Here is a 23274-nt window from a genome sequence, read left to right as displayed (position 1 = left end):
GGTGCTCCGCACACCCGACGTAGGCTGAAGCTCCGCGCCCGGTCCCCACTCCCCGACCGACCTGCCGAGGAGCCTCGTGAGCACCCCTGAGAACCGAGCCGAGCAGCAGCAGCCCACCTGGCGGCTGCTGCTCGGCTATGTAAGACCCCATCGTTGGGCGCTGCTGCTGGGCGCGCTGCTGTCCCTGCTCACCGGCGCCACCGGGCTCGCCCTGCCGCTGGTGGCCCGCGAGTTGATCGACGACCTCTCGCACGACCGGACCATCACCTGGGCTCTGCTGCTGATGTCGGCGCTGGTCGTCGGCAACGCGGCGGTGGGCGCGTTCGGTTCGTACGTGCTGCGGCGCACGGCCGAGTCGGTGGTGCTCGGCGCGCGGCGCGCCCTGTCGTCGTATCTGCTGCGGCTGCGGATCACCGCGGTGGACCGCAGCGAGCCGGGCGACCTGATGGCGCGGATCACCTCCGACACCACGCTGCTGCGCGAGGTCACCACCGACACGCTCGTGGGCCTGGGCACGGGTGGGCTGACGCTGGTCGCGACGGTGGTGCTGATGGGGCTGGTGGACCCGGTGCTGCTGACCGTGACCCTGGGTGTGATCGTCGCCGCCGGTGTGGTGTTCGGGGTGATCGTGCCGCGCATCAACCGGGCGAGCCGGGCGGCGCAGGACGCGGTCGGCGCGATGGGCGCCTCGCTGGAGCGGATCCTCGGCGCGCTGCGCACGGTGAAGGCGTCCGGTGCCGAGCACCGCGAGGAGGAGGCCATCCACGCGGCGGCCGAGGAGTCGTGGCGGCAGAGCGTCAAGGCGGCCAAGTGGACGGCGGCCGCCGGCAACACGGCGGGGCTCGCCATGCAGATCGCGTTCATCACCGTGCTGGCGGTGGGTGGCGCCCGGGTCGCGACCGGCGCGATCGACGTGGGCACGCTGGTGGCGTTCCTGCTGTACGTCTTCTATCTGATGTCGCCGATACAGCAGGTCGTCGGCGCGATCACCCAGTACCAGACGGGCGCCGCCGCGCTGGCCCGCATCCAGGAGGCGCTGGGGCTGCCCGCCGAGCCGGCCGCCCGGCCGGCCCCGCTGCCGTCCCCGGACGCGGCGCCCGCGGCGCTCGCCTTCGACGACGTCCGCTTCCGGTACGCCGACGACCTGCCGTACGTCCACCACGGGGTGACCTTCGACGTCCCGGCCCGGGGCATGACGGCGTTCGTGGGCCCGTCGGGCGCGGGCAAGACCACGGTCTTCTCGCTCATCGAGCGGTTCTACGACCCCGAGGCGGGCCTCATCACGGTCGACGGCCGGAATGTCACCGAATGGGACCTGCCCCGGCTGCGGTCCGCGATCGGCTACGTCGAGCAGGACGCGCCCGTGCTGTCCGGGAGCCTGCGCGACAACCTGCTGCTCGGCAACCCGCGGGCCGACGAGAGCGATGTCGCGCGGGTGTTGAAGACGACCCGGCTGGACGGCCTGGTAGCCAAGCTGCCGCAGGGCCTGGAGACCCTGGTCGGTCACCGGGGCACCAAGCTGTCCGGCGGTGAGCGCCAGCGGGTCGCCATCGCGCGGGCCCTGCTGCGCCGCCCCCGGCTGCTGCTGCTCGACGAGGCGACGAGTCAGCTGGACGCGGTGAACGAGGCGGCGCTGCGCGACACGGTCGCCGATGTGGCCCGGACGACCACGGTGCTGGTCGTGGCCCACCGGCTGTCCACGGTGACGATGGCCGACCGCATCGTGGTGATGGACGCGGGGCGGGTGCGCGCGGTCGGCACCCATCGCGAGCTGGTGGCCGCCGACCCGCTCTACGCGGAGTTGGCGGCCACTCAGTTCCTCGCGACGGTCGGCTGACCGGAGGCGTCAGAAGGGGTAGTGCGCCTGCTGGGTGGCGATGGTCACCCAGCGGGTGTTGGAGAACGCCTCGATGCCCCAGCGGCCGCCGAAGCGCCCGTAGCCGGAGGCCTTCACGCCGCCGAAGGGGGCCTGCGGTTCGTCGGCCACGGACTGGTCGTTGATGTGCACGATGCCGGTGCGGACGCGGCGGGCGACGGCCAGTCCGTGTGTGGCGTTCTCGGTGATGATGCCGCAGCTCAGGCCGTTGGCGGTGTCGTTGGCGACGGCCACGGCGCTCTCGTCGGCGGCGAACGTCTGCAGGACGCAGAGCGGGCCGAAGGACTCCTGGTAGTAGAGGTCGGCGTCCTTGGGGACGTCCGTGAGCACGGTCGCCGGGTGCACCGCGCCCTCCGGCTGTCCACCGCCGGTGAGCACGGTGGCGCCCTTGGCGACCGCGTCCTTCACCAGCGCCGCGATCCGTCGGGCGGCGTCGGCGCTGACCAGCGGCCCGACCACCGTGTGCGGATGGCCCGGGTCACCGGCCTGGAGGGTGGCGACCTTGGCGGTGAACTTCTGCGCGAACTCCTCGGCCAGCGACTCGTGGACGAGGATCCGGTCGCCGGACATGCAGATCTGCCCGGCGTTCATGAAGACGCTGAAGGTGACGGCGTCCACGGCGTAGTCCACGTCGGCGTCGGCGAGCACGATCACCGAGTTCTTGCCGCCCAACTCCAGTACGGCGGGCTTGAGATGGCGGGCCGCGTGCTCGCCGATGATCCGGCCGACGCCGGTGGAGCCGGTGAAGTTCACCGCGCGCACCCGCTCGTCGGAGATCAGCGCCTCGGCGATCTCCGCCGCGTCCTCGGGGGCGTTGGTGACCACGTTGAGCACGCCGTCGGGCAGCCCGGCCTCCCGGAACACATCGGCGACCAGCAGCCCGCAGGCGATCGGCGCGTCCTCGCTGGGCTTGACGACGACGGTGTTGCCGGCGGCCAGCGGTGCCGCGACCGCCCGTACGCCGAGGATGACGGGCGCGTTCCACGGCGCGAACGCGGCGACCACGCCCAGGGGTTCGCGCACCGCGAGGCCGAGCGCGCCCTCCTTCTGGCTGCTGAGGACCTCACCGCGCGGCGCGGTGATCGCGGCCGCGGCCTCGCGCAGGATGTTCGCCGCCAGCGCCACGTTGAAGTACGCCCACGGCCGGGTGCCGCCCGCCTCCCGGGCCATGATGTCGGCGACCTGGTCGCCCCGGCCCTCCAGCAGATCGGCGGCCTTGAAGAAGATCGCGCGCCGGGCGAACGGCGCCAGCGCGGCCCACTCCTCGAACGCGGCGTCGGCGGCGTCGACGGCTCGCCGGACGTCCTCCGGCCCGGCCGCGGCGACGGTCGCGTACACGTCCCCTGTGTAGGGGTCGAGGTCTTCGGTGGTGCGGCCGGACGTGGCGGGCACGTCCTTGCCGCCGATCAACAGGTCACGGGTTATGGCCATGGGGCGCTTTCCTCGGGGTACGTAGCGACGACGGTACGTGATGGAGCATGATCGCTCCGGCGCGTTCGTGATGTGAAATTCAATTCACGTTACCTTTCCGTGATGCTCTGCCCAGGCCCCGGCAATGTCAAGAGCCCCGCCGCGGTGTCCGCGCGACGGGGTGCGGCGGCGATACGTCGAGTTGAGATCATGCGCACGTTCCCGGCTGCGCTTGCCCGGTCCCGCGCGGCGGAGGAGCCTCGGAGGAGAGGCCTTTCGCGGCCCTGCGCCCCCGCCGGGCCCACGGGCTTCCAAGGAGGTCACCCATGGGTACCGCGACCAGCCCCGCCTTCGACACCGAAGCGCTGCGCCGGGGCACGGAACAAGCGAACGCGGCGACACTGCTGTCGCTCTACGCGGACGACGCCGAGATGCGCGTCGTGGACCGCAACACCCAGCCCAGCCATCCCAAGGTCCTGCACGGCCGGGGCGAGATCGCCGAGATGCTGGAGGAGGTCTGCGGCCGGGACATGACCCACAAGGTGGAGCAGTGCGTCGTCCAGGGCGACCAGGTCGCCGTCACCGAGTCCTGCGAGTACCCCGACGGGGTGCGGGTCCTGGCGAGTTCGATGATGTCCCTGCGCGACGGCAAGATCGTCGACCACACCATGGTGCAGGCCTGGGACGATTGACTTGCTCCTCGGGTTGAAGTCCGAGGATTCTGGCCTGCCCGCTGGATGCCTGTGCCGCTACGCGGCACGGGCATCGGGCGGGCTTCCATGGCTTCCTGCTTCACGGCGCTGTGCCAGAACGGGTTCTGGTCCTACCTGCGCTCCACAGGCTGTAACCGCCAGTCCGGCGACCTGTCTGACGTTGATCGCGGCGTTGTGGTCCCGGTCGTGGACACTCCCGCAGTCGGTGCAGGTCCACTCACGTACGTCGAGGGGTTTGGGCCCGCTGTTCGCACCGCAGGTGGAGCAGACCTGGCTGGTGGGCTCGAACCGTCCGATCCTGACGAAGGTGCGTCCGTACCGGGCGGCCTTGTAGGTCAGCATGTTCACGAACTTCGACCAGCCCGCGTCGTGGATGCTCTTGGCCAGTCTGGTGCGCGCCAGGCCCCTGACCGCCAGGTCCTCCACGGCGACCGCTTGATTCTCGCGGATCAGCCTGGTGGAGAGCTGGTGGTGGAACTCGCGGCGCGCGTCGGCGACCTGCGCGTGCGCGCGGGCCACCTTCAGGCGGGCTTTCTGGCGGTTCTTAAACCCACACGTGTTCGTCACGGCTGAGACGGTCGATCAACTCGGGCGACGCGTCGGGGTCGTGGACGGCGAGCCGACGCCGGAGCACGTCGGGACGGTCCGCGTAGCGGGCGAGGCCCTTCCTCGGGAACTGCGGCATGCGCAGCCTGTTGTAGCTCGAATAACCGTCCCATTCCAGGACCATCCGCAGCAGCGCCTCGGGCGGGACGCCGGGATGGGACTCGCAGATGAGCAGGCGGACCGCGAAGTCCTCGTCACCGGCCAGCAGTCCGACGAGGTCGGCCGGCAGCGCCGGGTGGCGGGCCGCGCTCCGACGCAGCCACGGGTGGGCGGAGGTCGCACAGGCGCGCAGGGCGGCGGAGTCGCCGGTGAGGTCGAGGAACCAGTCGAGTGTGCCCAGCCGGTCCTTGGAGTCGATCCGGTGGTCGATGGCCGCCCGCTGTGCCTCGGTCAGTCCGGGCCGTGCCGACACCTGTCGGCGCACGTCGTGTTCCGGGTCCGAGGCGAGCCGTTCCACCAGGTCGGGCGGTAGTGACGGGTTCTGCGCGAGCAGCTGCCGCTCGTACTCGTCCTCCAGGCCCACCAGGCGTGCGGTCGTCGCGCGGGCCAACCGGCCGTGCTTCAGGACGGTGTGGCACTCGAAGTCCTTGACGACGGCGAGGAGTTCGTCGCTACGGGCCGCGTCGCTCCGGCAGGCCCACAGGGCGGCGGCCCGCCGCACGGAGGCATCGGGGTCGGCGAGCAGCTCGTCACGGACATGCGGGGCGAGTTCCTCCCAGGCCGGCAGACCTGCCTGCGGACGCCGACGTCGGCGTGATCGGCGTACTCGACCAGGATCCGGTGCGGAACGATGGAGTACTCCGCCGCCGACTCGCGTACCGACGCGTCCGGGTCGGCCAGCAGTCGCGCGTACGCCTCGTCGAGCAGCGGCTCGACCGTCGTGCGGTACAGCAGCGGGCCGTAGGCCACGATCGCCCGCACCTCGGGTACGGGATCGTTCACGAGCCGCACCCGGTCGGCCGCGACCACCCAGCTCTCGGCGAACCCGCCAAGCATCCGCCACTCGGGGTGGGTCACCATCGCGTCGACGCACGTCGGCGGGCAGTTCACGCCGCATGAACAGCAATCTCCAGGCCGCCTTGGCCTCGGACGCCAGCAGGCGCAGCAACACAGCACTGCTCGCACCCTCGTTCCGGGCCAGCCCCTGCAGAATCTCGCCCCGCGTGTTCGTCACCGTCGACTCCCCCGTCGTATCGACCGATCACCCTGCGGACCACGGTGACATCCACTGTGAGCAGTACCGCCCCCGTAGAAAACCGCTCAGGGGTTCTCGGGCAGGGGCGCTTTCGGGTCATCCTGGTCCGGTCTGCCCGTCAGGGCGTGGCCGCGCCGCCATACTGACGGACGTGCGCGTAGCGATCATGACGGCGGGTTCCCGGGGCGATGTGGCGCCGTACACCGGGCTGGGACACGGGCTGGTGCGGGCCGGGCACGAGGTCACGCTGGTGACGCATGCCCGCTTCGAGGCGCTGGTGTCGGGGTCGGGGGTCGGCTTCCACGCCCTGCCGGTGGATCCTCGGGCCGAGCTGGAGTCGGAGCGCGGGCGGGGGCTGCACCGCAGTGCCACCGGGGCCGGGAAGCTGTACCGGGCGGTGGAGATGGCCCGGAGTCTGGTGGGGCGGATGGCCGACGACCTGGTGGCCGCCGCCCGCGCCAGTGACGTGCTGCTGCTGGCGGGGACGCTCGCGCCGCTCGGGCACACCGTCGCCCAGGGGCTGTCGATCCCGAGTCTGGGTGTGAACCTCCAACCGCTGGCTCCCACCAGGGAGTTCGCGCCGCCGATGACCGGCGTCCGCTCGTGGGGCCCGGTCGTCAACCGGGCGGCGGGACACGCGGTGAACCTCTCCGTCGAGTGGATCTTCACCGAGGAGGTGCGGAGGCTGCGCGCCGAGTACGGGCTGCCGCGCACCGGCCGGGTGGCCGCGCACCGGACCCGGGAGCGGCTGGGCTGGCCGGTGTTCCACGGTTTCAGCCCCCGGGTGGTCCCCCGCCCCGGCGACTGGCGGGCCGGGCTGGACGTCACCGGCTACTGGTGGCCGTACGACCGCGAGGACCGGCTGTCCGGCCCGCTGCTGGACTTTCTCGACGCCGGGCCGCCGCCGGTGTTCGTGGGTCTGGGCAGCGCGACCGTGCCCGATCCCGAGCGGATGAGCTCCGAGGTCGTACGGGCTCTGCGGGCGGCCGGGCTGCGCGGGGTGATCCAGCGGGGTTGGGGCGGGCTGCGCGGCGAGGGCGACGACATGTTCACGGTGGGCGAGGTACCGCACTCCCTGCTCTTTCCCAGGACGGCGGCGGTCGTCCACCACGCGGGTGCGGGCACCACGGCGGCGGGCCTGCGGGCCGGGGTTCCGGCCATGCCCGTGCCGGTCCAGTTCGACGAGGGTTTCTGGGCCGCGCGGCTCGTCGCCCTCGGGGTGTCGCCCGGCGCCGTACCGCTGCGGGGGTTCACGGCCGCCGGTCTGACGGCCGCGCTGCGGCGGGCGACCGGCGATCCGTCGTACGGGCGTCGCGCCCGGGCCCTGGCCGAGGAGGTGCGGACGGAGGACGGGGTGGGGCCGGTCCGTGACGCCTTGGACCGCTTGGCGGGCTGAGGCGGACCCGCGATTCGGTCGTCTGATGATTTTGTCGTGTCCCTGGTCTTGTGGTGAGGTGCGACCGTTCCTTACTTTCCAGTAAGTCAACTCTGAACCAGACCTGTTCGGAGTCCCGCCCCTCTCCTCCCTCGCTTCCCCGAGCCGCCTTGTCATGCTTCAGCCAACAAGAGGAACCGACCATGTCTGCCACCTCCAGCCCCCGCCGTCGCAGGACCCGGCACCTCGGTGCCGTCGCCGCCGTTCTCGCCCTGACCGCCTCCGCCGCCGTGACCGCCACTCCCGCCTCGGCCGCGGCCGATCTGCGGGAGGTGATGTTCGTGGGCAACAACTGGGAGGGCACGGCGGACGTCATCAAGTCCTCCGGTGACTTCGCGAAGATCGGCCGGGTCAACGTCATCCCGGACAAGGACGAGCGGATGGCGGAGATCAACGCCGATCCGATCAGATGGATCGCCTTCATGACGATCCGCAACAGCGTGGGCGAGGGCCACGACCAGTTCGTGGACGACATGTACGCCACGCCGGACGGCTCGTCGATGGTGGTCTCCCGCCCGAGCTTCGCCGACGTGGTCTCCATCAATCTGACCACCGGCGCCATCAACTGGCGTTTCCCCGTGTCCGGTTACCGCTCCGACCACATGGCGGTCTCCCCCGACGGCAAGCGCGTCGCGGTCTCGGCCTCGACGTCGAACACGGTGCATGTGCTGGACATCGTCACCGGCCGGCAGCTCGGTTCGTTCGCCACCGGTGACAAGCCGCACGAGAACGTCTTCACCAGTGACGGCAAGTACATCTGGAACATGGCGATCGGCGATGTGAACACCGCGACCGACGCGCCCTGGCTGGACTGGACGAAGGGCGACCGGAAGATCACGGTCATCGACGCGAGCACCTTCCAGCAGGTCAAGGTGATCGACATGCGGGCGCGGCTCGACGCGATCGGGCTGAGCGACTACTCCGACGCGGTCCGCCCCGCCGCGTTCTCCCCGGACGAGACGAAGCTGTACTTCCAGGTGTCGTTCTTCAACGGCTTCTTCGAGTACGACATCGCCACCGACAAGATCACGCGTACGAAGACCCTGCCGAAGAATTCGGCGACCAGCGACGACCGGACCACGTTCGTCAACGACTCGCGCCACCACGGCATCTCGATGAAGCCGGACGGCACCAAGCTGTGTGTCGCGGGCACGATGGACGACTACGCGACCGTCGTGGACCGTGCGACCCTCCAGGAGGGCCCGCTCGTCCCCGTCTCCAAGCCGTACTGGGCGACCGTCAGCGGTGACGGCAAGTCCTGTGTGGTCTCCGAGAGCGGCGCCGACCAGGTCACGGCGATCGACTTCGCCACCGGCCGCAAGACCGTGTCCGTCGCAGTCGGCGACCACCCGCAGCGCGTGCGCCTGGCTCATGTGCCCGCCGACTGGACCGGACCTTCCAACTGACCTTCAGGACTGGCTGAACTCCGACGCCAGCCACCCCGACAGCTCCGTCCGTGCCGCGCTCAACTGCGTGGCGGACGGGGCTGTCGCGCCGTTGGTGACCAGGGCGTAGTGCAGCTTGCCCGAGTCGGCGGCGGTGAGGAGCAGTCGGCGGCTGCCGGTGCCGCCCGGTTCCTTGGCGGCGGCGATGGGCGTCGAGGTGGTGTAGGCCGGCGGCGCGGCCGTCACCCCGAGGTCGGACACCACCGTGGTGGACGCGGTGGGGAAGGACGCCGGGAGGTGCAGCTCGGTCGGTTCGGAGCTGCCGTCCGAGCGCCAGACCAGCAAGGAGTACTGACCCGAACCGACGAGCGAGGAGACGTTCGGCAACGAACTGGGCACCGGGTTCCACGTCAGCGTCGTGGAACCGTCGCGCGAGCGGTCCTCATAGGTGAAGGCGACCGCGCTGCCCGCCGTGGCGCTCGGGTAGATCCGGTCGAGCATCCGGGCGTCCTGCCGGAGCACGGCCGTACCGGAGTCGTCGAGGCGTACGGCGGAGAGGTCCTCGTCGTTCCAGGCGTCCCCCTCGACCTTGACCTCGTCGGGGTTGTCGTTCATCAGCTCGTTGTGGCGGCCGTTGTAGATGTCCCACTGCCACTGGGAGCCGGAGAGGATAGGGCCGGAGGAGGCCGGGTCGGCCCACCAGTTCGCGCCCTTCACCCGGGAGTCGAGCGCCTGGTACATGGCCTTGTAGACCGTGGGCGCCTTGTCGGACACCGAGCCGACGAGGGGGTGTCCGAACTCGCTGACGATCGCCGTCGTACCGCCTGCGGCGGCCCGGTCACGCACGGTCCCGAAGTCGGTCACGTACTGGCCGTCCTCCGCCTTGCCCCACATGAAGACGCCGGAGATCGCCTTCTGGTCGTAGAAGTGGGTGTTGAAGACGTAGCGCGGTCCGATCGTGCCCGCGTCGAGGAGTCCGCCCTCCTGTTTCTGGAAGTCGAGGTTGGCGTTCCAGAAGAGGTTCGGCTCGACGAAGGCCGGCTTCGACTGCCAGCCCGCCGCGTCCATGCGGGCGCGGAACTTGACGTAGAAGGGCCACATGACGTCCTTCTCCCACGCCCTGCTGGTCTGGCCCGAGTCGAGAGTCCCCGGGTGCGGCTCGTTCCACGGGTCGAAGCCGACGACGCCCTGGAACTGGGCGGTCGTGAGGTTGGCCTTCACGTACGTCATCGTCTTCTGCGCGGTGTCCAGGAAGGAGTCCTGGAGCCCGTAGGTGTTGTGCCAGAAGTCGTACGTCGCCTCCGTCACCGCCGCGTTGGAGGTGATGTTCTGGCCCCAGAACGGGCAGATCCCGCAGTACTCGTCAGGGTAGTCGCCGAGGTCGACGGCCCATTTGGGGGCGCCGTCGCCGGTGTACCAGCTGTCCGAGTCGAACAGCCACCGGGAGTAGAGGTCCTGGTGGAAGTCCGGGTAGACGCGGATGCCCGCGTCGAGGAAGGCACCCATCTGCGCGGTGGCCGCCGCGAGGTAGGCGTTGTTCACCTGCCCGCGCACCGGTTCCGCGTACGCCCAGGAGAGCAGGAAGCGGACGGAGTTGCCGCCGCCGAGTGCCCTCAGCGCGGTCGCCGACTTCTTCGCGTCGGCGACCGAGGCGAAGGGCAGACCGTTGTTCTCCTTGAGTTTCGTCTCACCCGAGACGTTGTAGCCGCGCAGGACGACCTCGCGGCCGAGGCCGTCCTTGAAGCGGCCGCCGTCGACCGTGAGGGTGGCCGCGGCCTGCGAGTCGAACCAGAGTTCATCAGTGAGAGCGGAGGCGGGCTGGATGGGGCCCGCCGTGGTCAGGAAGCCGGTGACGAGTACCAGGACACCGAGCAGACGTATGCGCAATCTTGACATGTCCGCCACATTCGACATGTCCCCTACCGTCCCAATGGGCAGGCGAGCAGTCAATAGCAACTGACGCACGAGTAAGTACCCGATTTCTCAGAAGAGTTCACCTGTCACGGCTGATTCTTTGCCTGGGACGACCCGGCGGGTCCTCGCACGGCCCTCCGGGCGGGCGCCCCACGGGGCGCGGTCGTCGTGGTCCTGTCGGGCGGGTCGGAGCGTGGCGGTCCGGCGGCGTTCGCGGGGCGGATGCGAGGCTGGCACCGGCTCGCGCACCGGGGTGATCCGGGCCGATCGCCTCAAGGCCCGCCCCGGTCACGCGCCCGGCACAGCCGGCCGCGCCGGAGCGTCCGGCGGTGGTGGTGAGAGGAGTGGACCCTTGAAGCTCGCAGCTGGATCCCCTGTTCGGGTGGCCCGCCATGCGTGAGATCCTCCCGGCGCTCGGCGAGTGGTACGCGGCGGGCTCCCCCTTCGGCCTCGCCACCGTCGTAGCGGTCAGCCGGAGCGCGCCGCGCGGGCCGGGGGCCGCGATGGCGGTCGGGCCCGGTGACGAGGTCGTGGGCAGTGTGTCCGGCGGCTGTGTGGAGGGCGCGGTGTTCGAGCTGGCCCAGGAGGTGGTGGCGTCCGGCGAGGCGCGCCTGGAGACGTTCGGGTACAGCGACGAGGACGCGTTCGCCGTGGGGCTGACGTGCGGCGGGGAGATCACTCTCCTCGTGCGGCGGATGACGGCCGCCGAGGACCCGTCGTTCGGACCGGTCGTGGAGTCCGTGGGCGCCGGGGACCCGGTGACCGTGGCGACCGTGATCGACGGGCCGGCGCCACTCGGCGCCACCCTCGCCGTGTGGCCGGACGAGCCGACCGGCGCCCACGGCGCACATGGCACGCTCGGCTCGGCGGGCCTCGACGCGGCCGTCACCGCCGACGCGCGCGGCGAACTCGCCCAGGGCGCCACCGGGCAGCGGCACTACGGGCCCGGCGGCGAGCGGCGCGAGGACTCCGTCACCGTCTTCCTGCACTCCTTCGCGCCGCCGCCCCGGATGCTGGTGTTCGGCGCGATCGACTACGCGGCGGCGGTCGCCCGGATCGGCGACTTCCTCGGCTACCGCGTCACGGTGTGCGACGCCCGCCCGGTGTTCGCCACCTCGAAACGGTTCCCCGCCGCCGTCGAGGTGGTCGTCGACTGGCCGCACCGCTATCTGCGCGGCACCCCCACCGACGACCGCACGGTGATCTGCGTCCTCACCCACGACCCCAAGTTCGACGTGCCGCTCCTCGAGGAGGCCCTGCGCCGGCCGGCCGCCTACATCGGGGCGATGGGCAGCCGCCGTACGCACGACGACCGTACGGAACGGCTGCGGGAGGCGGGGCTCGGCGCGGCCGAGCTGTCCCGGCTGCGCTCCCCGGTCGGCCTCGACCTCGGCGCCCGTACGCCCGAGGAGGTGGCCGTGTCCGTCGCGGCGGAGATCGTGGCGCTCCGGTGGGGCGGCAGCGGCGTGCCGCTGACGGCGACGACCGGGGTGATCCATCCGCCACACATGGCCTAAGTGGTCAGGTCCGGGGTGGCAGGCGGTGCAGGTGTACGTCCGTCAGGGCGCCGTTCGTCACGGTCGCCGTGAGGTAGGTGCAGTGGGGCCGGCGGCGGCGGTCCGTCGGGGAGCCGGGGTTGAGGAGGCGGAGGCCGGTGGTCGTGGTGGTGTCCCAGGGGATGTGGCTGTGGCCGAAGACGAGAACGTCGCAGTCGGGGAAGCGGTCGGCGCAGCGGCGTTCGCGGCCCTGGGCGGGGCCCGTCTCGTGGACGACGGCGAGGCGCAGGCCGGCCAGTTCGGCGCGGGCCACTTCGGGGAGGCGGGCGCGCAGGGCGGGGCCGTCGTTGTTGCCGTACACGCCGATCAGGCGGTGGGAGCGGCTTTCGAGGAGGTCGAGGGTGGCCTCGTCGACCCAGTCGCCGGCGTGGACGACCACGTCGGCGTGCGGGAGTTCGTCGAGGAGTCGCCCGGGCAGCTCTTTCGCGCGCTTGGGCAGATGGGTGTCGGACATGAGAAGCAGGCGCACACCGTCAGGGTGTCACCCGAAGGGGGACCTGCGCCCACACCTGCTTGCCGCCGCTGACCGGGACGGTGCCCCAGGCCGACGACATGGCCTCGACGAGGAGGATGCCACGGCCGCCGGTGGCCTCCCAGCCGATGCTGGTGGGCTTGACCGGCGTACGGGGTGAGGCGTCGGCGACCGCGACGCGCAGGCGGTCGCTGAGGAGGGTGAGGTCGAGGCGGACCCGGCCGTCGGTGTGGACGAGGGCGTTGGTGACGAGTTCGGAGACGACGAGGAGCACGGTGTCGGCCTCGGACTCCACGCCCCAGGCGCGCAGGACGCGCCGGGTGTAGCGGCGGGCCTGGCCGACCGCCTGGGGGACGCGCCACACGCTCCAGTTCTCGCGCTGCGGGCGCAGGGCCATGCCGTCGTAGCGCATGAGGAGCAGGGCGACGTCGTCGTCGCGGTTGGCGCCGCTGAGCAGGGTGTCGGCGACCGCGCCGAGGTGGGCGGGGTCGGCCCCGGAGAGTTTGTCGGCCATCTGGTCGAGTCCGTCCTCGACGTCCAGGTCGGCGGATTCCACGAGGCCGTCCGTGGTGAGGGCGAGCAGGGTGCCGGGGGCCAGGCGCAGCGGGCTCATGGGGAAGTCGGCCCGCAGGACGACGCCGAGCGGCGGTCCGCCCTCCGACTCGGTGATCTCGGTGCCGCCGTCCGGGTGACGCAGCACCGGCGGCAGATGGCCGGCGCGTACGTACCAGGCGGAGCCCTCCTCCATGTCGATGTCGACATAGCAGCAGGTGGCGAAGAGGTCGGTCTCCATGTCCACGAGCAGCCGGTTGGCGTGCGAGACGACGACGTCCGGGGGGTGCCCTTCGACGGCGTACGCGCGCAGGGCGGTGCGCATCTGGCCCATGAGGGTGGCGGCGCCCGCGTTGTGGCCCTGGACGTCGCCGATGACGAGGGCGACGTGGTTGTCGGGCAGCGGGATGACGTCGTACCAGTCGCCGCCGACCTCCAGACCGGCGGTGGTGGGCAGGTAGCGGGCGACGGCGGCCGCGCCGGGGAGCTGGGGCAGGCGGCGTGGGAGGAGGGTGCGCTGGAGCGTGCCGATGAGTTCGTGCTCGGCGTCGAAGGCGTGGGCGCGCATCAGGGCCTGCCCGGCGAGGCCGGAGGCGGCGGTGAGCAGCGCGCGCTCCTCGGGGGCGAAGTCGTGGGGGCTGTCCCAGCCGATCAAGCAGGCTCCGGCCATGCGTCCGCCGGCGGGCAGCGGGAGGACGGCGAGGCCGCCGGGGCCGACCTCGGCGAGGGCGGGTTCCAGGGCGGTGTCGGCGGGCCAGATCGCGATGCGTCCCTCGCGCAGGGCGGCGGCGAGGGTCGGCATGGTGCGCACCGGCGCGTCCGGCCACTCGGAGCGCCATTCGGAGCGCCACACCTCGGGCCAGTGCTCCGGCTGCGGCGGGTCGAGGACGGTGACGACGAGACGGTCGGCCTCCAGCTCGGCGAGGGCGATCCGGTCGGCGTGCAGCGGTTTGCGCAGGGCGGTGACGACGGCCTGGCTGACGTCGCGGACGGTGCCGGCGGTGGCCAGCGCGGCGGCGAGGCGCTGGATACGGGCCACGTCGCCCCGGCCGCCGCGCAGGATGGAGGCGTCGGCGACGGTGCCCACCAGGCGGGTGGGGCGGTCCGGGTCCCCGGAGCTGCCGGGCAGCATCCGGCCGCGCAGCCGCAGCCACTTCTGCCCGCCGGAGGGATGCAGGATGCGGAACTCCAGCTCTCGATCGCCGATGGACATGTGGTCCGCCTCCACGACGGACATCAGCGCGGGCAGATCCTCGGGCACGGTGAGCGCGAGCAGGGTCTCGACGCGGCCGTCGAAGTCGTCCGGGCCCATCCCGAACAGCTCGAGCAGCTCGCCGGTGACCTCGACCCGCCCGGTGTCCATGGCCAGGTCGAACGAGGCGCCGGGCCCGGCGGGCGGGGCGGGGGCGGCAGCGGTGACCGCCTCGGCGAGCAGGTCGAGGCAGTGCCGTTCCTCGGCGCCGAAGCCGTCCGTGGCGTCGGTGACGGCGACCAGGCAGCCGCGCTCGCGCAGCGGCAGCACGGCCAGTGAGAAGTCCCTGGGGTGCGCGCGGCGGGCGTCGGCGTCCCGGTGGAGCTCCGCGGAGCCGAGCCAGCGCGGCTGTCCGGCGCGGCACGCCTCGGCGAACGGGGCGGTCCCGGCGGCCGGGTAGCTGTCGCGCAGCCCGTACAGGCTCCTCGGTACGCCGGCCGCGGAGACCAGGGACAGCAGGTCCCCGTCGCCGTTCGGGACGAACACGGCGGCGACGGTCGCGTCCGCGAAGACGAGCACCTGTTCGAGGATGGCGTGCAGTCGCTCCTGCGGATCGAGCTCGCCGGTGAGCGCCTTGAGGGCAAGCTCGGCACGCAGCGTCCTCGTGCCGCGTTCCGCTGCGCCCTCACTGACCACATCCGCAATTACAGCGCTTCCGGCACGGTCGCGCAGCCCCCGCGACCGCTCCGTGGAGCCGGGGTCCGCACTCCGGGCACCGCGGGTACTCCGGGCGTCCGCGACCGAAAGGCCCCGAACAGGTCTTTACGCGTGCGTTCCGCACGGTGATCGCGTGACACGCGTGACGGGTTTCTGGTGACAGCTGTGACTGTCCGGCGCCCCGGGCCGGCTGGAAGGCTCGACGTCATTCGGCCCAGGGGGAGACGGCGACACCGACCCGGGGGAACTGGCATGGACAAGCGGTACGAGGCGTACGCGCTCGCCGACAGACACTTCTACGAGACGCCGGACCGGCTGTCGTCCGGCGCGGGCGACGCCACGGCGGCGCCCGGCTACGAGACGGCCCGGCGGGCGGTGCCCGAGGGCTGGCGGGCGGCCCGGATCGGGGACTGGCTGACGCTGACCCCGGTCGACGACGGCGGGCGGCCGCGTCCGGGGCCCACCCAGGGATGGAAGGTGCACGCCTGCGCCACCCGGGCGAACGCGGACCGGATCGCGGCGATCGTGTGGGACTACTGCGTGCCCCGGCTGATCCCTTTCAAGTTCGTGCCGGGCCCGCATCTGCTGCACCTGCGCAACGCCAAGTACGCGGGCCGCGACACCAGCGGCAAGTTCGTGACGCTCTACCCTGCCGACGAGGAGCGGCTGCACCTCGTCCTGCGCGAGCTGGGCGAACTCCTCGACGGGTTCGACGGGCCGTACATCCTCACCGATCTGCGCTGGAACGCCGGACCGCTGTACGTCCGCTACGGCGCCTTCACGCGCTCCTTCGTCGTCGACGAGCGGGGCACGCTCGTCCCGGCCGTCCGCGACGGCGGGGGGACGCTGGTGCCGGACCAGCGGAAGCCGACCTTCCATGTGCCCGGGTGGGTGACGCTGCCCGCGTTCCTCGAACCGCAGCTCGCGGCCCGCAACACGACCACGGTCGGCGATCTGCCGTACCGCATCGAGAAGGCGCTGCACTTCTCCAACGGCGGCGGGGTGTACGTCGGTACCGACACCCGGGACGGCCGCCGGGTGGTCCTCAAGGAGGGGCGCCCGCACGCCGGGCTGGCCGCCGACGGGGCCGACGCGGTGACCCGGCTGGAGCGGGAGGGGGACGCGCTGGAGCGGCTGGCGGGGCTCGGGGTCGTCCCCGAGGTGCGCGACCGGTTCACGCTCGGCGACCACCGCTTCCTCGTCATGGACTTCGTCGAGGGCCGCCCGCTCAACTCGTACGTCGCCGAACGCCACCCGCTGCTGGCGCCGGACCCTGAGCCGGGCGCGGTCGCCGCGTACACGGACTGGGCGTTACGTATCCACCGGGCCGTCGAGGAGGCGGTCGAGGCGGTGCACTCGCGCGGGATCGTCTTCAACGACCTGCATGTCTTCAACGTCATGGTCGCGCCCGACGAGCGCTCGGTGTCCCTGCTGGACTTCGAGGCGGCGGCACCGGCCGAGGAGAACGGCCGCCAGATCGTCGCCCACCCCGGTTTCCTGGCGCCCCCGGACCGCACGGGCCCGGACGTCGACCGCTACGCCCTCGCCTGTCTGCGCCTCGCGCTGTTCCTCCCGGTCACCTCGCTGTTCGTGGTGGACCGGGGGAAGGCCGCGCATCTGGCGGAGGTGATCGCGGGGCAGTTCCCGGCGGTGCCGCGGGGGTTCCTGGACGAGGCGGTCGCGGAGATCCTCCGTGGGGGCGCGGGGAGCGCGAGGAGCGCCGGGGGCGTCGTCGGGACGAGCGGCGGGGGTCACGCGCCGGCCCGTGCGGAGGGGGCGGGGGCCGGCGCGTCGGGGCTTTCCCGGACCGCCGCGTCCGGGAACCACGAGACCGCCGCGTCCGGGCTGCACCGGGCCACCGCCACGGCGGCACCGGCGCCGAGTGGCCCGTCCGCCTCGCCGTTCGGCTCTCTCGCCGAGCCCGGTGACTGGCCGTACAGCCGTGACTCGATGGTCAAGGCGATCCTGGCCTCGGCCACACCGGAGCGCGACGACCGGCTCTTCCCCGGCGATGTCGCCCAGTTCTCCGACGGCGGTGGCCTCGGCCTCGCGCACGGCGCCGCGGGCGTGCTGTACGCGCTCGCCGAGACCGGGGCGGAGCGCTACGAGGAGGGCGAGCGCTGGCTGCTCGACCACACCGACCCGGTGCCGGTCGGCACCCCGCTCGGCCTGTACGACGGCCTCGCGGGCGTCGCCTACGTCCTGGACCGGCTCGGACACCGGCAGCGGGCCCTGGACCTGGTCGAGCTGATCCTCGCCGAGAAGTGGCAGAAGCTGTCGTCCGACCTGAGCGGGGGTCTCGCCGGCCTCGGTCTGGTCCTCGACCGGCTGGCACTCACCACCGGCGAGTCCGAACTGCGCGAACGCGCGGCCGAGGCCGCGCACCTCCTCGTACACCGCCTCGCCGAGCCCCGCCCGGCCCCGCCCCGCCGACGCGCCGGCCTGCTGCGCGGCGCGAGCGGTCCCGCCCTGTTCCTGCTGCGCCGGTACGAGGCGACGGGCGACCGCATGCTGCTCGACGCGGCGGGCGAGGCGTTGCGCCAGGACCTGGAGTGCCTGGTCGAGCAGAAGAACGGCGGGCTGGCCGTCGACGAGGGATGGCGAACGATGCCGTACCTCGGCGACGGGAGCGTGGGCGTGGGGATGGTGCTCGACGACTATCTGGCGGCAGAGGTGGCTGGCCCCGCCGCGTTGGGCGACACGGGTGGCGCCGCCGCGTTGGGCGACACGGCTGGCCCCGCCGGATTGGGCGACACGGGTGGCGCCGCCGCATTGGGCGACACGGGTGGCGCCCCCGGGTTGGTCGACACGGTTGGCCCGGCTGGCACGACCGGCACTGCTGGCGCCGTCGGCGCGGGCGGCGCGGCTGGCACAGTCGGCCCGGCCGGCACGGTCGGCCCGGCCGGCACGGTCGGCCCGGCCGGCACGGTCGGCCCGGCCGGCACGGTCGGCCCGGCCGGCCGTACGGGCGCGGGCGGCACGGCTGACACCGTCGGCCTGGGCGACACGGGCGGCACGGCTGACGCGACCGGCACCGCTGGCGCCGTCGGCGCGGGCGGCACCGCTGGCCTGGGCGACACGGGCGGCACGCGCGGCGCAACCGGCACGATCGGCCGTACGGGCGCGACCGGCACAGTCGGCCCGGCTGGCATGATCGGCAGCACTGGCGCGAGCGGCACGGCCGGCACGACCGGCACGGGCGGCACGACCGGCACGGGCGGCACGACCGGCACGGGCGGCACGACCGGCACGGGCGGCGCAACCGGCACGGGCGGCGCAACCGGTGCAGGCGGCGCAACCGGTGCAGGCGGCGGCCGGGTCGGCGAGTTCATGCGGGCGCGCGTCGGCATCCGTGCTGCTGCGGGCTATCGCTTCTACGCGCAGCCGGGGCTGTTCGAGGGGCGGGCCGGGATGGTTCTTCATCTCGGGCGGACGGGCGCTCCCTGGGAGTGGACGGTGGCGCAGATCGCCGCGCTCGGCTGGCATGCGATGCCGTATCAGGGGCAACTGGCTTTCCCGGGGAACCACTTGATGCGGCTCTCCATGGACCTCGGTACCGGAACGGCGGGGTGTCTGCTGGCGCTCGGTTCGGCGCTGGCCGCCGATGACGAGGTCAGGCCGCAGCTGCCGTTCCTGCCGCCGCTGCGACGGCGGCTCCAATGACGCGGCTCCGCCACCCGGCGGCGTCGTGACGCAACACCCCCGTCCCCATGGCCCCGGATCTGTACGGCACGGGGCACCAACCGAAAGGAATCGACATGGCACTTCTCGACCTGCAGACGATGGAAGCCGACGAGACCACCGGCACCGGCGGCCCCAGCTCCCTGAGCGTCCTGTCCTGTGTCAGCGCGGCCAGCATCACGCTCTGCCTCTGACTCGGACTCCGACCCGAAGCGGCCGCTGAGCCGCGCCAGGGTTCCGGACGGCTCCGCCCCCTTGTCCGGGGTGGGGCCGTCCGGGGCCCGGTCATCCCACGTCAGGACGGGTATGACGACCCTCACCGAGACCGGCGGTGCCCCCGGCCCGGCGGCCGTGTCCGCCGCCCTGGGGCGTGCGGCCGTACGGAACTCCGCCCCCCGTTGCGCGGTCCTGGCGCTCGTGGCCGTGGCGGCCACGGGGGCGAACCTGGCTCTGCCGCTGGTGCTGGGGCAGGCCCTGGATCTGCTGCTGGCCGGTGACCCGGAAGGCTCGCGCCGGGTGCTGTGGTGCACCGGGCTGGTCGTCGCCCTCGCGGTGCTGGACGCGGTCGAGACCGTGCTCGGCGGGACCACCGACGCCCGGACCACGGCGTGGCTGCGGCGGCGGCTGGTCGGGCATGTGCTGGCGGTGGGGCCACGGGCCGTCGGCCGGTTCGGGCCGGGGGACCTGGTGGCCCGGCTCGTCGGGAACGCTGCCCAGGCGGGGACGGCGCCCACCACGGTCGCCGCGCTCGTCGCCGGGCTCGCCGGGCCGGTGGGCGCGGTGGTGGCCCTGTGGCTGATCAGCCCCTGGCTCGCGACGGTGTTCCTTCTCGGCGCTCCGCCGCTCGTCCTGCTGCTGCGCGCGCTCGCCCGGGACTCCGCCGAGTGCGTGACGCGCTACCAGCGGGCGCAGGGCCGTATCGCGAGCGGTCTGGCCGAGGCCGTCGCCGGGTTCCGTACGATCGCGGCCGCCGGAACGGCCGCCCGGACCGTCGCACGGGTTCTCCGCCCGCTGCCCGAACTCTCCCGTGAAGGGCACCGCGTGTGGCGGGTGCAGGGCCGCGCCGCCGCACGGGCGGCCGCCCTGGCGCCCCTGCTACAGCTCGGCGTCGTGGCCGGCGCGGGCGTTCTCCTTTCCCAACAGCGGCTTTCTGTCGGTGAGTTGCTGGCCGCGTCCCGCTACGCCGTGCTGGCGGCGGGCGTCGGCGTACTGGTCGGGCAGCTCTCGGGGCTGGTCCGGGCCCGCGCGGCGGCCCGGCGGCTCGACGAGATCCTGGCCGAACCGCCGACCACGTACGGCGAGCGTCTGCTCCCGCCCTCCGGGCAAGGGCGGTTGGAGCTGTGCGGCGTGAGCGTCGGCCGGGGCGGGCGCACCGTCCTGGACGGTGTCGACCTCGTCGTACCGGCCGGGACCACGCTCGCCGTCGTCGGCCGTTCGGGCGCGGGCAAGTCGCTGCTCGCCGCCGTCGCCGGACGGCTCACGGACCCGGACGAGGGAGAGGTACGGCTCGACGGCGTACCCCTGCGCGAACTGGACCGCCGGGAGCTGCGCCGGGCGATCGCCCACGCCTTCGAACGCCCGGCCCTGCTCGGCGGGTCCGTCGAGGACACCATCGCCCTCGGTGTCCCCCGGCCCTCCCCGGCCCGCGTCCGCGAGGCCGCCCGCTCCGCGCACGCGGACGCCTTCGTCCGCCGCCTGCCCGACGGCTACGCCACGCCGTGCGCCGACGCCCCGCTGTCGGGCGGCGAGGCCCAACGCCTCGGCCTCGCCCGCGCGTTCGCCCGCGACTGCCGCCTCCTCGTCCTCGACGACGCCCTCTCCAGCCTCGACACCGTCACCGAGCACCACATCACCGACGCCCTCCACCACACCACCGCCGCCGGCCGCCTGATCATCGCCCACCGGGCGGCCACGGCCGCCAGCGCGGACCGGGTGGCGTGGCTGGACGAGGGGCGGGTGCGGGCGGTGGGGGCGCATGCGGAGCTGTGGCGGGTGGCGGGCTATCGGGAGTTGTTCCGGTGAACGGGAACACCGAACTCGGCATCCCGCGTCGCGGCCTCCGCTTCCTGCGGCGCCGCGCGCGGGTGGTCGGGCGCCTCGGGCTGTGGTCCGTGCTGGAGACAGGACAGACGTTTCTCATGGGGTACGCGGTGGCCCGGGCCCTCGACGACGGGTTTCTCGCGGGGCGGGCGGACGTCGGGCTGGGGTGGCTCGGGGTCGGGGCGGTGGCCGTGGCCGTCGGGGCGTACGGGACCGGGCGGGTGTACGGGTGTGTGGCCGCGCTGGTGGAGCCGTTGCGGGACCGGCTGGTGCGGGGGGTGGTCGAGCGGGGGGTGCGGGAGGCGGACGGTGGGGCGTTGTCCGGGCTCACCCAGCAGGTGGAGATCGCCCGGGACACCTTCGCCGGGCTGGTGATGGTGTCCCGCTCGTTCCTGTTCACCGCCGCGGGGGCGCTCATCGGGCTGTTCTCTCTCGCGCCCGCGCTGCTGCTCGTCGTGGCGCTCCCGCTGGTCGTCGGTGTGGGTCTCTTCCTGGCGACACTGCGGCCCCTGGCCCGCAGGCAGGAGGCGTTCCTCGTGGCCGACGAGGCTCTCGCCGACCGACTGGGCACCGTCTGCCCGGCGTTGCGGGACATCACGGCGGCCGGCGCCGAGGAGCCGGTCGCCGCCGACACCGGCCGGAGCGTCGACGCCGAGCGGCGGGCCGCGCGCTCGCTGGCCCACTGGGGCGTCGTACGCGTCGCCTCGCTCACGGTCGGCGGCCAACTGCCCGTCGTCCTGCTCCTGGCGACCGCCCCCTGGCTCCTGGACCACGGCGTCACCCCGGGCGCCCTTGTCGGCGCGCTCGCCTACATCACCCAGTCCCTGCTCCCCGCCCTCCAGAACCTGGTGCACGGCCTGGGCACCAGCGGCTCCCGGCTCGCGGTGGTGCTGCGCAGGCTGGCACCGCCGGGCGAGCCGTCGACCGCCGACGCCACTCCCCCGCCCTCCGGCCCGCCTCCACCACCCTGCGACACCGCTCCCACGCCCTCCGGCGCCACTTCCCCGCCCCACCCCGCCGCCGACGCCCTCGCCCTCTCCTCCGTCACCTTCGCCTACGGCTCCGCCGGCACCCCCGTCATCGACGGACTCGACCTCCGCGTCCCCCACGGCACGCACCTGGCCGTCGTCGGTCCCAGCGGCATCGGCAAGTCCACCCTCACCGGGCTCGTCGCGGGTCTCCTGCGCCCCCGGCAGGGCACCGTCCACTTGTGTGGGCAGCCGGTACCGGGCGCCACATCCCGCGCACACCGGGTGCTCATTCCGCAGGAGGCGTACGTCTTCAGGGGATCCCTCGCGGAAAACCTCGGCGAGCTGCGGCCGAAACCCGTGCCCGAGGCGGAGCTGTGGGCCGCGGCGGAGGCGGTGGGGCTCACCGAACTGATGGTCCGGCTGGGCGGCCCGGCGGCGGAGGTCGACCCGGGCGCGCTGTCCGCCGGGGAGCGGCAGCTCGTCGCGCTGGCCCGGGCGTATCTGTCGTACGCGCCGGTCGTGATCCTCGACGAGGCGACCTGTCACCTGGACGCGGAGGCAGAGGAGCGCGCGGAGCTGGCCTTCGCGCGGCGGCCGGGTACGACGCTCGTGGTGGTCGCCCATCGGGTCAGTTCGGCCCGCCGGGCGGACCGGGTGCTGGTCATGGACGGGCGGTGCGTCGCGTACGGGGAGCACGACGAGTTGGTGACGCGCTCGCCGCTCTACCGGGACCTGGCCGGCGCCTGGTCACCGGCACCGCGGCCGGACCGCTCCCCCCTGCCGGCGCCGGGGCCGCCCGGTTCCCGCGCGTCAGAGCCAGCCCTCCCCCTGCGAGATCCGGATGGCGTCGATCCTGTTGCGCGCCCCGGTCTTGCGGGTGATGGCGGCCATGTAGTTGCGCACGGTGCCGTGGGAAAGGTGCAGGCTGCCGGCGATCTCGGCGACGGAGGCACCCTCGGCGGCCAGTGACAGGACGCTCAACTCGCGGCGGGTGAGCGGCATTTCGGCGGCCTTGAGGAAGCCGAAGCCCAGGGAGTCGTCGATGAAGCGTTTCCCTCGGGCGACCTCGCGGATCGCGGACACCAGACGCGCCGGGGAGCCCTCCTTGTCCACGTAGCCGAGTGCCCCGGCCTCCGCCGCGCGCTTGAGCAGCCCGGGTCTGCTCGCGTGGGCGAGGACCAGGAGTCCGGGGGCCGGGCCGTTCGCGCCGCGCAGGTCGGCGAGGGGCGGGATGCCGACGGCGTCGGCGCAGTCGAGGTCCGCCGCGCAGACGTCGGGCCGTAAGGAACGGACGCGCCCCGGCGCGGTACGCCAGGGCGCGTCGTACACCGCCAGGTCCGGTTCCCGGCGCAGCCACTCCGCCAGTACCGACCGGACCAGACACTCGTCGTGCACGAGCAGTACCCGGATCACGTTCGCCCTCCGCCTCCCGACCGCCGCTTTCGCCGTCTTTCTCCGTCTCAGCGCGTGCCCATTGTTGGCGCCCCCGACCGCGCCCGGGCGCGAAGAACCAGCCATCGGGGTGCGTGGGGGCGCACTCGCGGCGCCCGTGCGCGAGG

The 23274-nt window shown here is 73.1% G+C and carries 15 protein-coding genes and 2 pseudogenes; 9 read left to right on the top strand and 8 right to left on the bottom strand.

The annotated features are described in order from the left end of the window. Positions 1–76: 76 nt before the first annotated feature. Positions 77–1837, top strand: coding sequence for an ABC transporter ATP-binding protein (locus I8N67_RS05685; RefSeq protein ID WP_200301470.1), 1761 nt, complete (start codon positions 77–79; stop codon positions 1835–1837). A gap of 9 nt (positions 1838–1846) precedes the next feature. Here I8N67_RS05685 and I8N67_RS05680 read toward each other — a convergent pair whose 3' ends face one another. Further along, positions 1847–3307: an aldehyde dehydrogenase family protein gene (locus tag I8N67_RS05680; RefSeq protein ID WP_200301469.1), complete on the bottom strand. Its 1461-nt coding sequence runs from the start codon at positions 3305–3307 to the stop codon at positions 1847–1849. Positions 3308–3612: 305 nt separating this feature from the next. Between I8N67_RS05680 and I8N67_RS05675 the strand changes: the two genes are divergently transcribed. Further along, the gene (locus tag I8N67_RS05675) at positions 3613–3978 is read left to right on the top strand and encodes a nuclear transport factor 2 family protein (protein WP_200301468.1); all 366 of its coding nucleotides are present in this window, start codon (positions 3613–3615) and stop codon (positions 3976–3978) included. Between the two features lie 57 nt (positions 3979–4035). Here the strand turns inward: I8N67_RS05675 and I8N67_RS05670 are convergent. The 3 genes and pseudogenes from I8N67_RS05670 to I8N67_RS05660 form a co-directional block, all read right to left on the bottom strand. Next, positions 4036–4551: pseudogene (locus tag I8N67_RS05670) on the bottom strand (RNA-guided endonuclease TnpB family protein); the annotation flags it as partial. Further along, positions 4544–5266, bottom strand: a complete 723-nt coding sequence (locus I8N67_RS05665) for a hypothetical protein (RefSeq protein WP_200301467.1) — start codon at positions 5264–5266, stop codon at positions 4544–4546. The gene I8N67_RS05665 and the pseudogene I8N67_RS05670, both read right to left, overlap by 8 nt. Further along, positions 5167–5625 (bottom strand): HEAT repeat domain-containing protein, encoded by a 459-nt coding sequence (locus I8N67_RS05660; protein WP_200301466.1) that lies wholly within the window; start codon positions 5623–5625, stop codon positions 5167–5169. Before I8N67_RS05660 ends, I8N67_RS05665 begins: the two co-directional genes overlap by 100 nt. A 341-nt stretch (positions 5626–5966) precedes the next feature. Here I8N67_RS05660 and I8N67_RS05655 point away from each other — a divergent pair, with 341 nt between their 5' ends. Then, on the top strand, positions 5967–7196 hold the full coding sequence (locus tag I8N67_RS05655) for a glycosyltransferase (RefSeq protein ID WP_200301579.1): 1230 nt from the start codon (positions 5967–5969) through the stop codon (positions 7194–7196). Positions 7197–7378: 182 nt separating this feature from the next. Beyond that, the gene (locus tag I8N67_RS05650; protein ID WP_200301465.1) at positions 7379–8641 is read left to right on the top strand and encodes a YncE family protein; all 1263 of its coding nucleotides are present in this window, start codon (positions 7379–7381) and stop codon (positions 8639–8641) included. Between the two features lie 3 nt (positions 8642–8644). Here I8N67_RS05650 and I8N67_RS05645 read toward each other — a convergent pair whose 3' ends face one another. Further along, positions 8645–10516 (bottom strand): glycoside hydrolase family 5 protein, encoded by a 1872-nt coding sequence (locus tag I8N67_RS05645; RefSeq protein WP_234045160.1) that lies wholly within the window; start codon positions 10514–10516, stop codon positions 8645–8647. Between the two features lie 410 nt (positions 10517–10926). On the opposite strand from I8N67_RS05645, the gene I8N67_RS05640 reads away from it, so the two are divergent. Then, complete coding sequence (locus I8N67_RS05640) at positions 10927–12051, top strand: XdhC family protein (RefSeq protein ID WP_200301463.1); 1125 nt, start codon at positions 10927–10929, stop codon at positions 12049–12051. A 4-nt stretch (positions 12052–12055) separates the two neighbouring features. On the opposite strand, the gene I8N67_RS05635 is transcribed toward I8N67_RS05640, so the two are convergent. Together I8N67_RS05635 and I8N67_RS05630 are read right to left on the bottom strand one after the other, a co-directional pair. Beyond that, positions 12056–12559 carry a metallophosphoesterase family protein gene (locus I8N67_RS05635; RefSeq protein ID WP_200301462.1) on the bottom strand — a complete coding sequence of 168 codons (504 nt, stop codon included), beginning with the start codon at positions 12557–12559 and terminating at the stop codon, positions 12056–12058. A gap of 4 nt (positions 12560–12563) precedes the next feature. Further along, positions 12564–15002 (bottom strand): SpoIIE family protein phosphatase, encoded by a 2439-nt coding sequence (locus I8N67_RS05630; protein WP_200301461.1) that lies wholly within the window; start codon positions 15000–15002, stop codon positions 12564–12566. A gap of 273 nt (positions 15003–15275) precedes the next feature. On the opposite strand from I8N67_RS05630, the gene lanKC reads away from it, so the two are divergent. The 4 genes from lanKC to I8N67_RS44125 all read left to right on the top strand — a co-directional run bounded on the left by lanKC (position 15276) and on the right by I8N67_RS44125 (position 22684). Next, complete coding sequence (gene lanKC / locus I8N67_RS05625; RefSeq protein ID WP_234045159.1) at positions 15276–18686, top strand: class III lanthionine synthetase LanKC; 3411 nt, start codon at positions 15276–15278, stop codon at positions 18684–18686. 95 nt (positions 18687–18781) lie between these two features. Continuing rightward, a complete protein-coding gene (locus I8N67_RS05615) occupies positions 18782–18898 on the top strand; it encodes a SapB/AmfS family lanthipeptide (protein ID WP_005483995.1) in 117 nt (38 codons plus the stop codon). A 112-nt stretch (positions 18899–19010) separates the two neighbouring features. Then, a complete protein-coding gene (locus tag I8N67_RS05610) occupies positions 19011–20726 on the top strand; it encodes an ABC transporter ATP-binding protein (RefSeq protein WP_200301460.1) in 1716 nt (571 codons plus the stop codon). Positions 20727–20842: 116 nt separating this feature from the next. Beyond that, positions 20843–22684, top strand: a complete 1842-nt coding sequence (locus tag I8N67_RS44125) for an ATP-binding cassette domain-containing protein (RefSeq protein WP_307835162.1) — start codon at positions 20843–20845, stop codon at positions 22682–22684. Here I8N67_RS44125 and I8N67_RS05600 read toward each other — a convergent pair. Beyond that, a pseudogene (locus I8N67_RS05600) lies at positions 22610–23233 on the bottom strand (LuxR C-terminal-related transcriptional regulator); the annotation flags it as partial. The gene I8N67_RS44125 and the pseudogene I8N67_RS05600 overlap by 75 nt on opposite strands. Positions 23234–23274: the final 41 nt, after the last annotated feature.

It is taken from the genome of Streptomyces adelaidensis, assembly GCF_016598475.1.
Taxonomy (GTDB): Bacteria; Actinomycetota; Actinomycetes; order Streptomycetales; family Streptomycetaceae; genus Streptomyces; species Streptomyces adelaidensis.
Note: the sequence above shows the minus strand (reverse complement) of the source record. Positions and strands in the feature narration are given on the sequence as shown.

What these genes read in the sequence shown, in the direction of transcription:
- lanKC (WP_234045159.1), top strand. Translation starts at nt 15,276, where the DNA reads ATGGACAAGCGGTACGAGGCGTACGCGCTCGCCGACAGACACTTCTAC.
- I8N67_RS05650 (WP_200301465.1), top strand. Translation starts at nt 7,379, where the DNA reads ATGTCTGCCACCTCCAGCCCCCGCCGTCGCAGGACCCGGCACCTCGGT.
- I8N67_RS05675 (WP_200301468.1), top strand. Translation starts at nt 3,613, where the DNA reads ATGGGTACCGCGACCAGCCCCGCCTTCGACACCGAAGCGCTGCGCCGG.
- I8N67_RS05610 (WP_200301460.1), top strand. Translation starts at nt 19,011, where the DNA reads ATGACGACCCTCACCGAGACCGGCGGTGCCCCCGGCCCGGCGGCCGTG.
- I8N67_RS05660 (WP_200301466.1), bottom strand. Translation starts at nt 5,625, where the DNA reads ATGGTGACCCACCCCGAGTGGCGGATGCTTGGCGGGTTCGCCGAGAGC.
- I8N67_RS05655 (WP_200301579.1), top strand. Translation starts at nt 5,967, where the DNA reads ATGACGGCGGGTTCCCGGGGCGATGTGGCGCCGTACACCGGGCTGGGA.
- I8N67_RS05645 (WP_234045160.1), bottom strand. Translation starts at nt 10,516, where the DNA reads ATGTCAAGATTGCGCATACGTCTGCTCGGTGTCCTGGTACTCGTCACC.
- I8N67_RS05615 (WP_005483995.1), top strand. Translation starts at nt 18,782, where the DNA reads ATGGCACTTCTCGACCTGCAGACGATGGAAGCCGACGAGACCACCGGC.
- I8N67_RS05680 (WP_200301469.1), bottom strand. Translation starts at nt 3,307, where the DNA reads ATGGCCATAACCCGTGACCTGTTGATCGGCGGCAAGGACGTGCCCGCC.
- I8N67_RS44125 (WP_307835162.1), top strand. Translation starts at nt 20,843, where the DNA reads ATGGGGTACGCGGTGGCCCGGGCCCTCGACGACGGGTTTCTCGCGGGG.
- I8N67_RS05640 (WP_200301463.1), top strand. Translation starts at nt 10,927, where the DNA reads ATGCGTGAGATCCTCCCGGCGCTCGGCGAGTGGTACGCGGCGGGCTCC.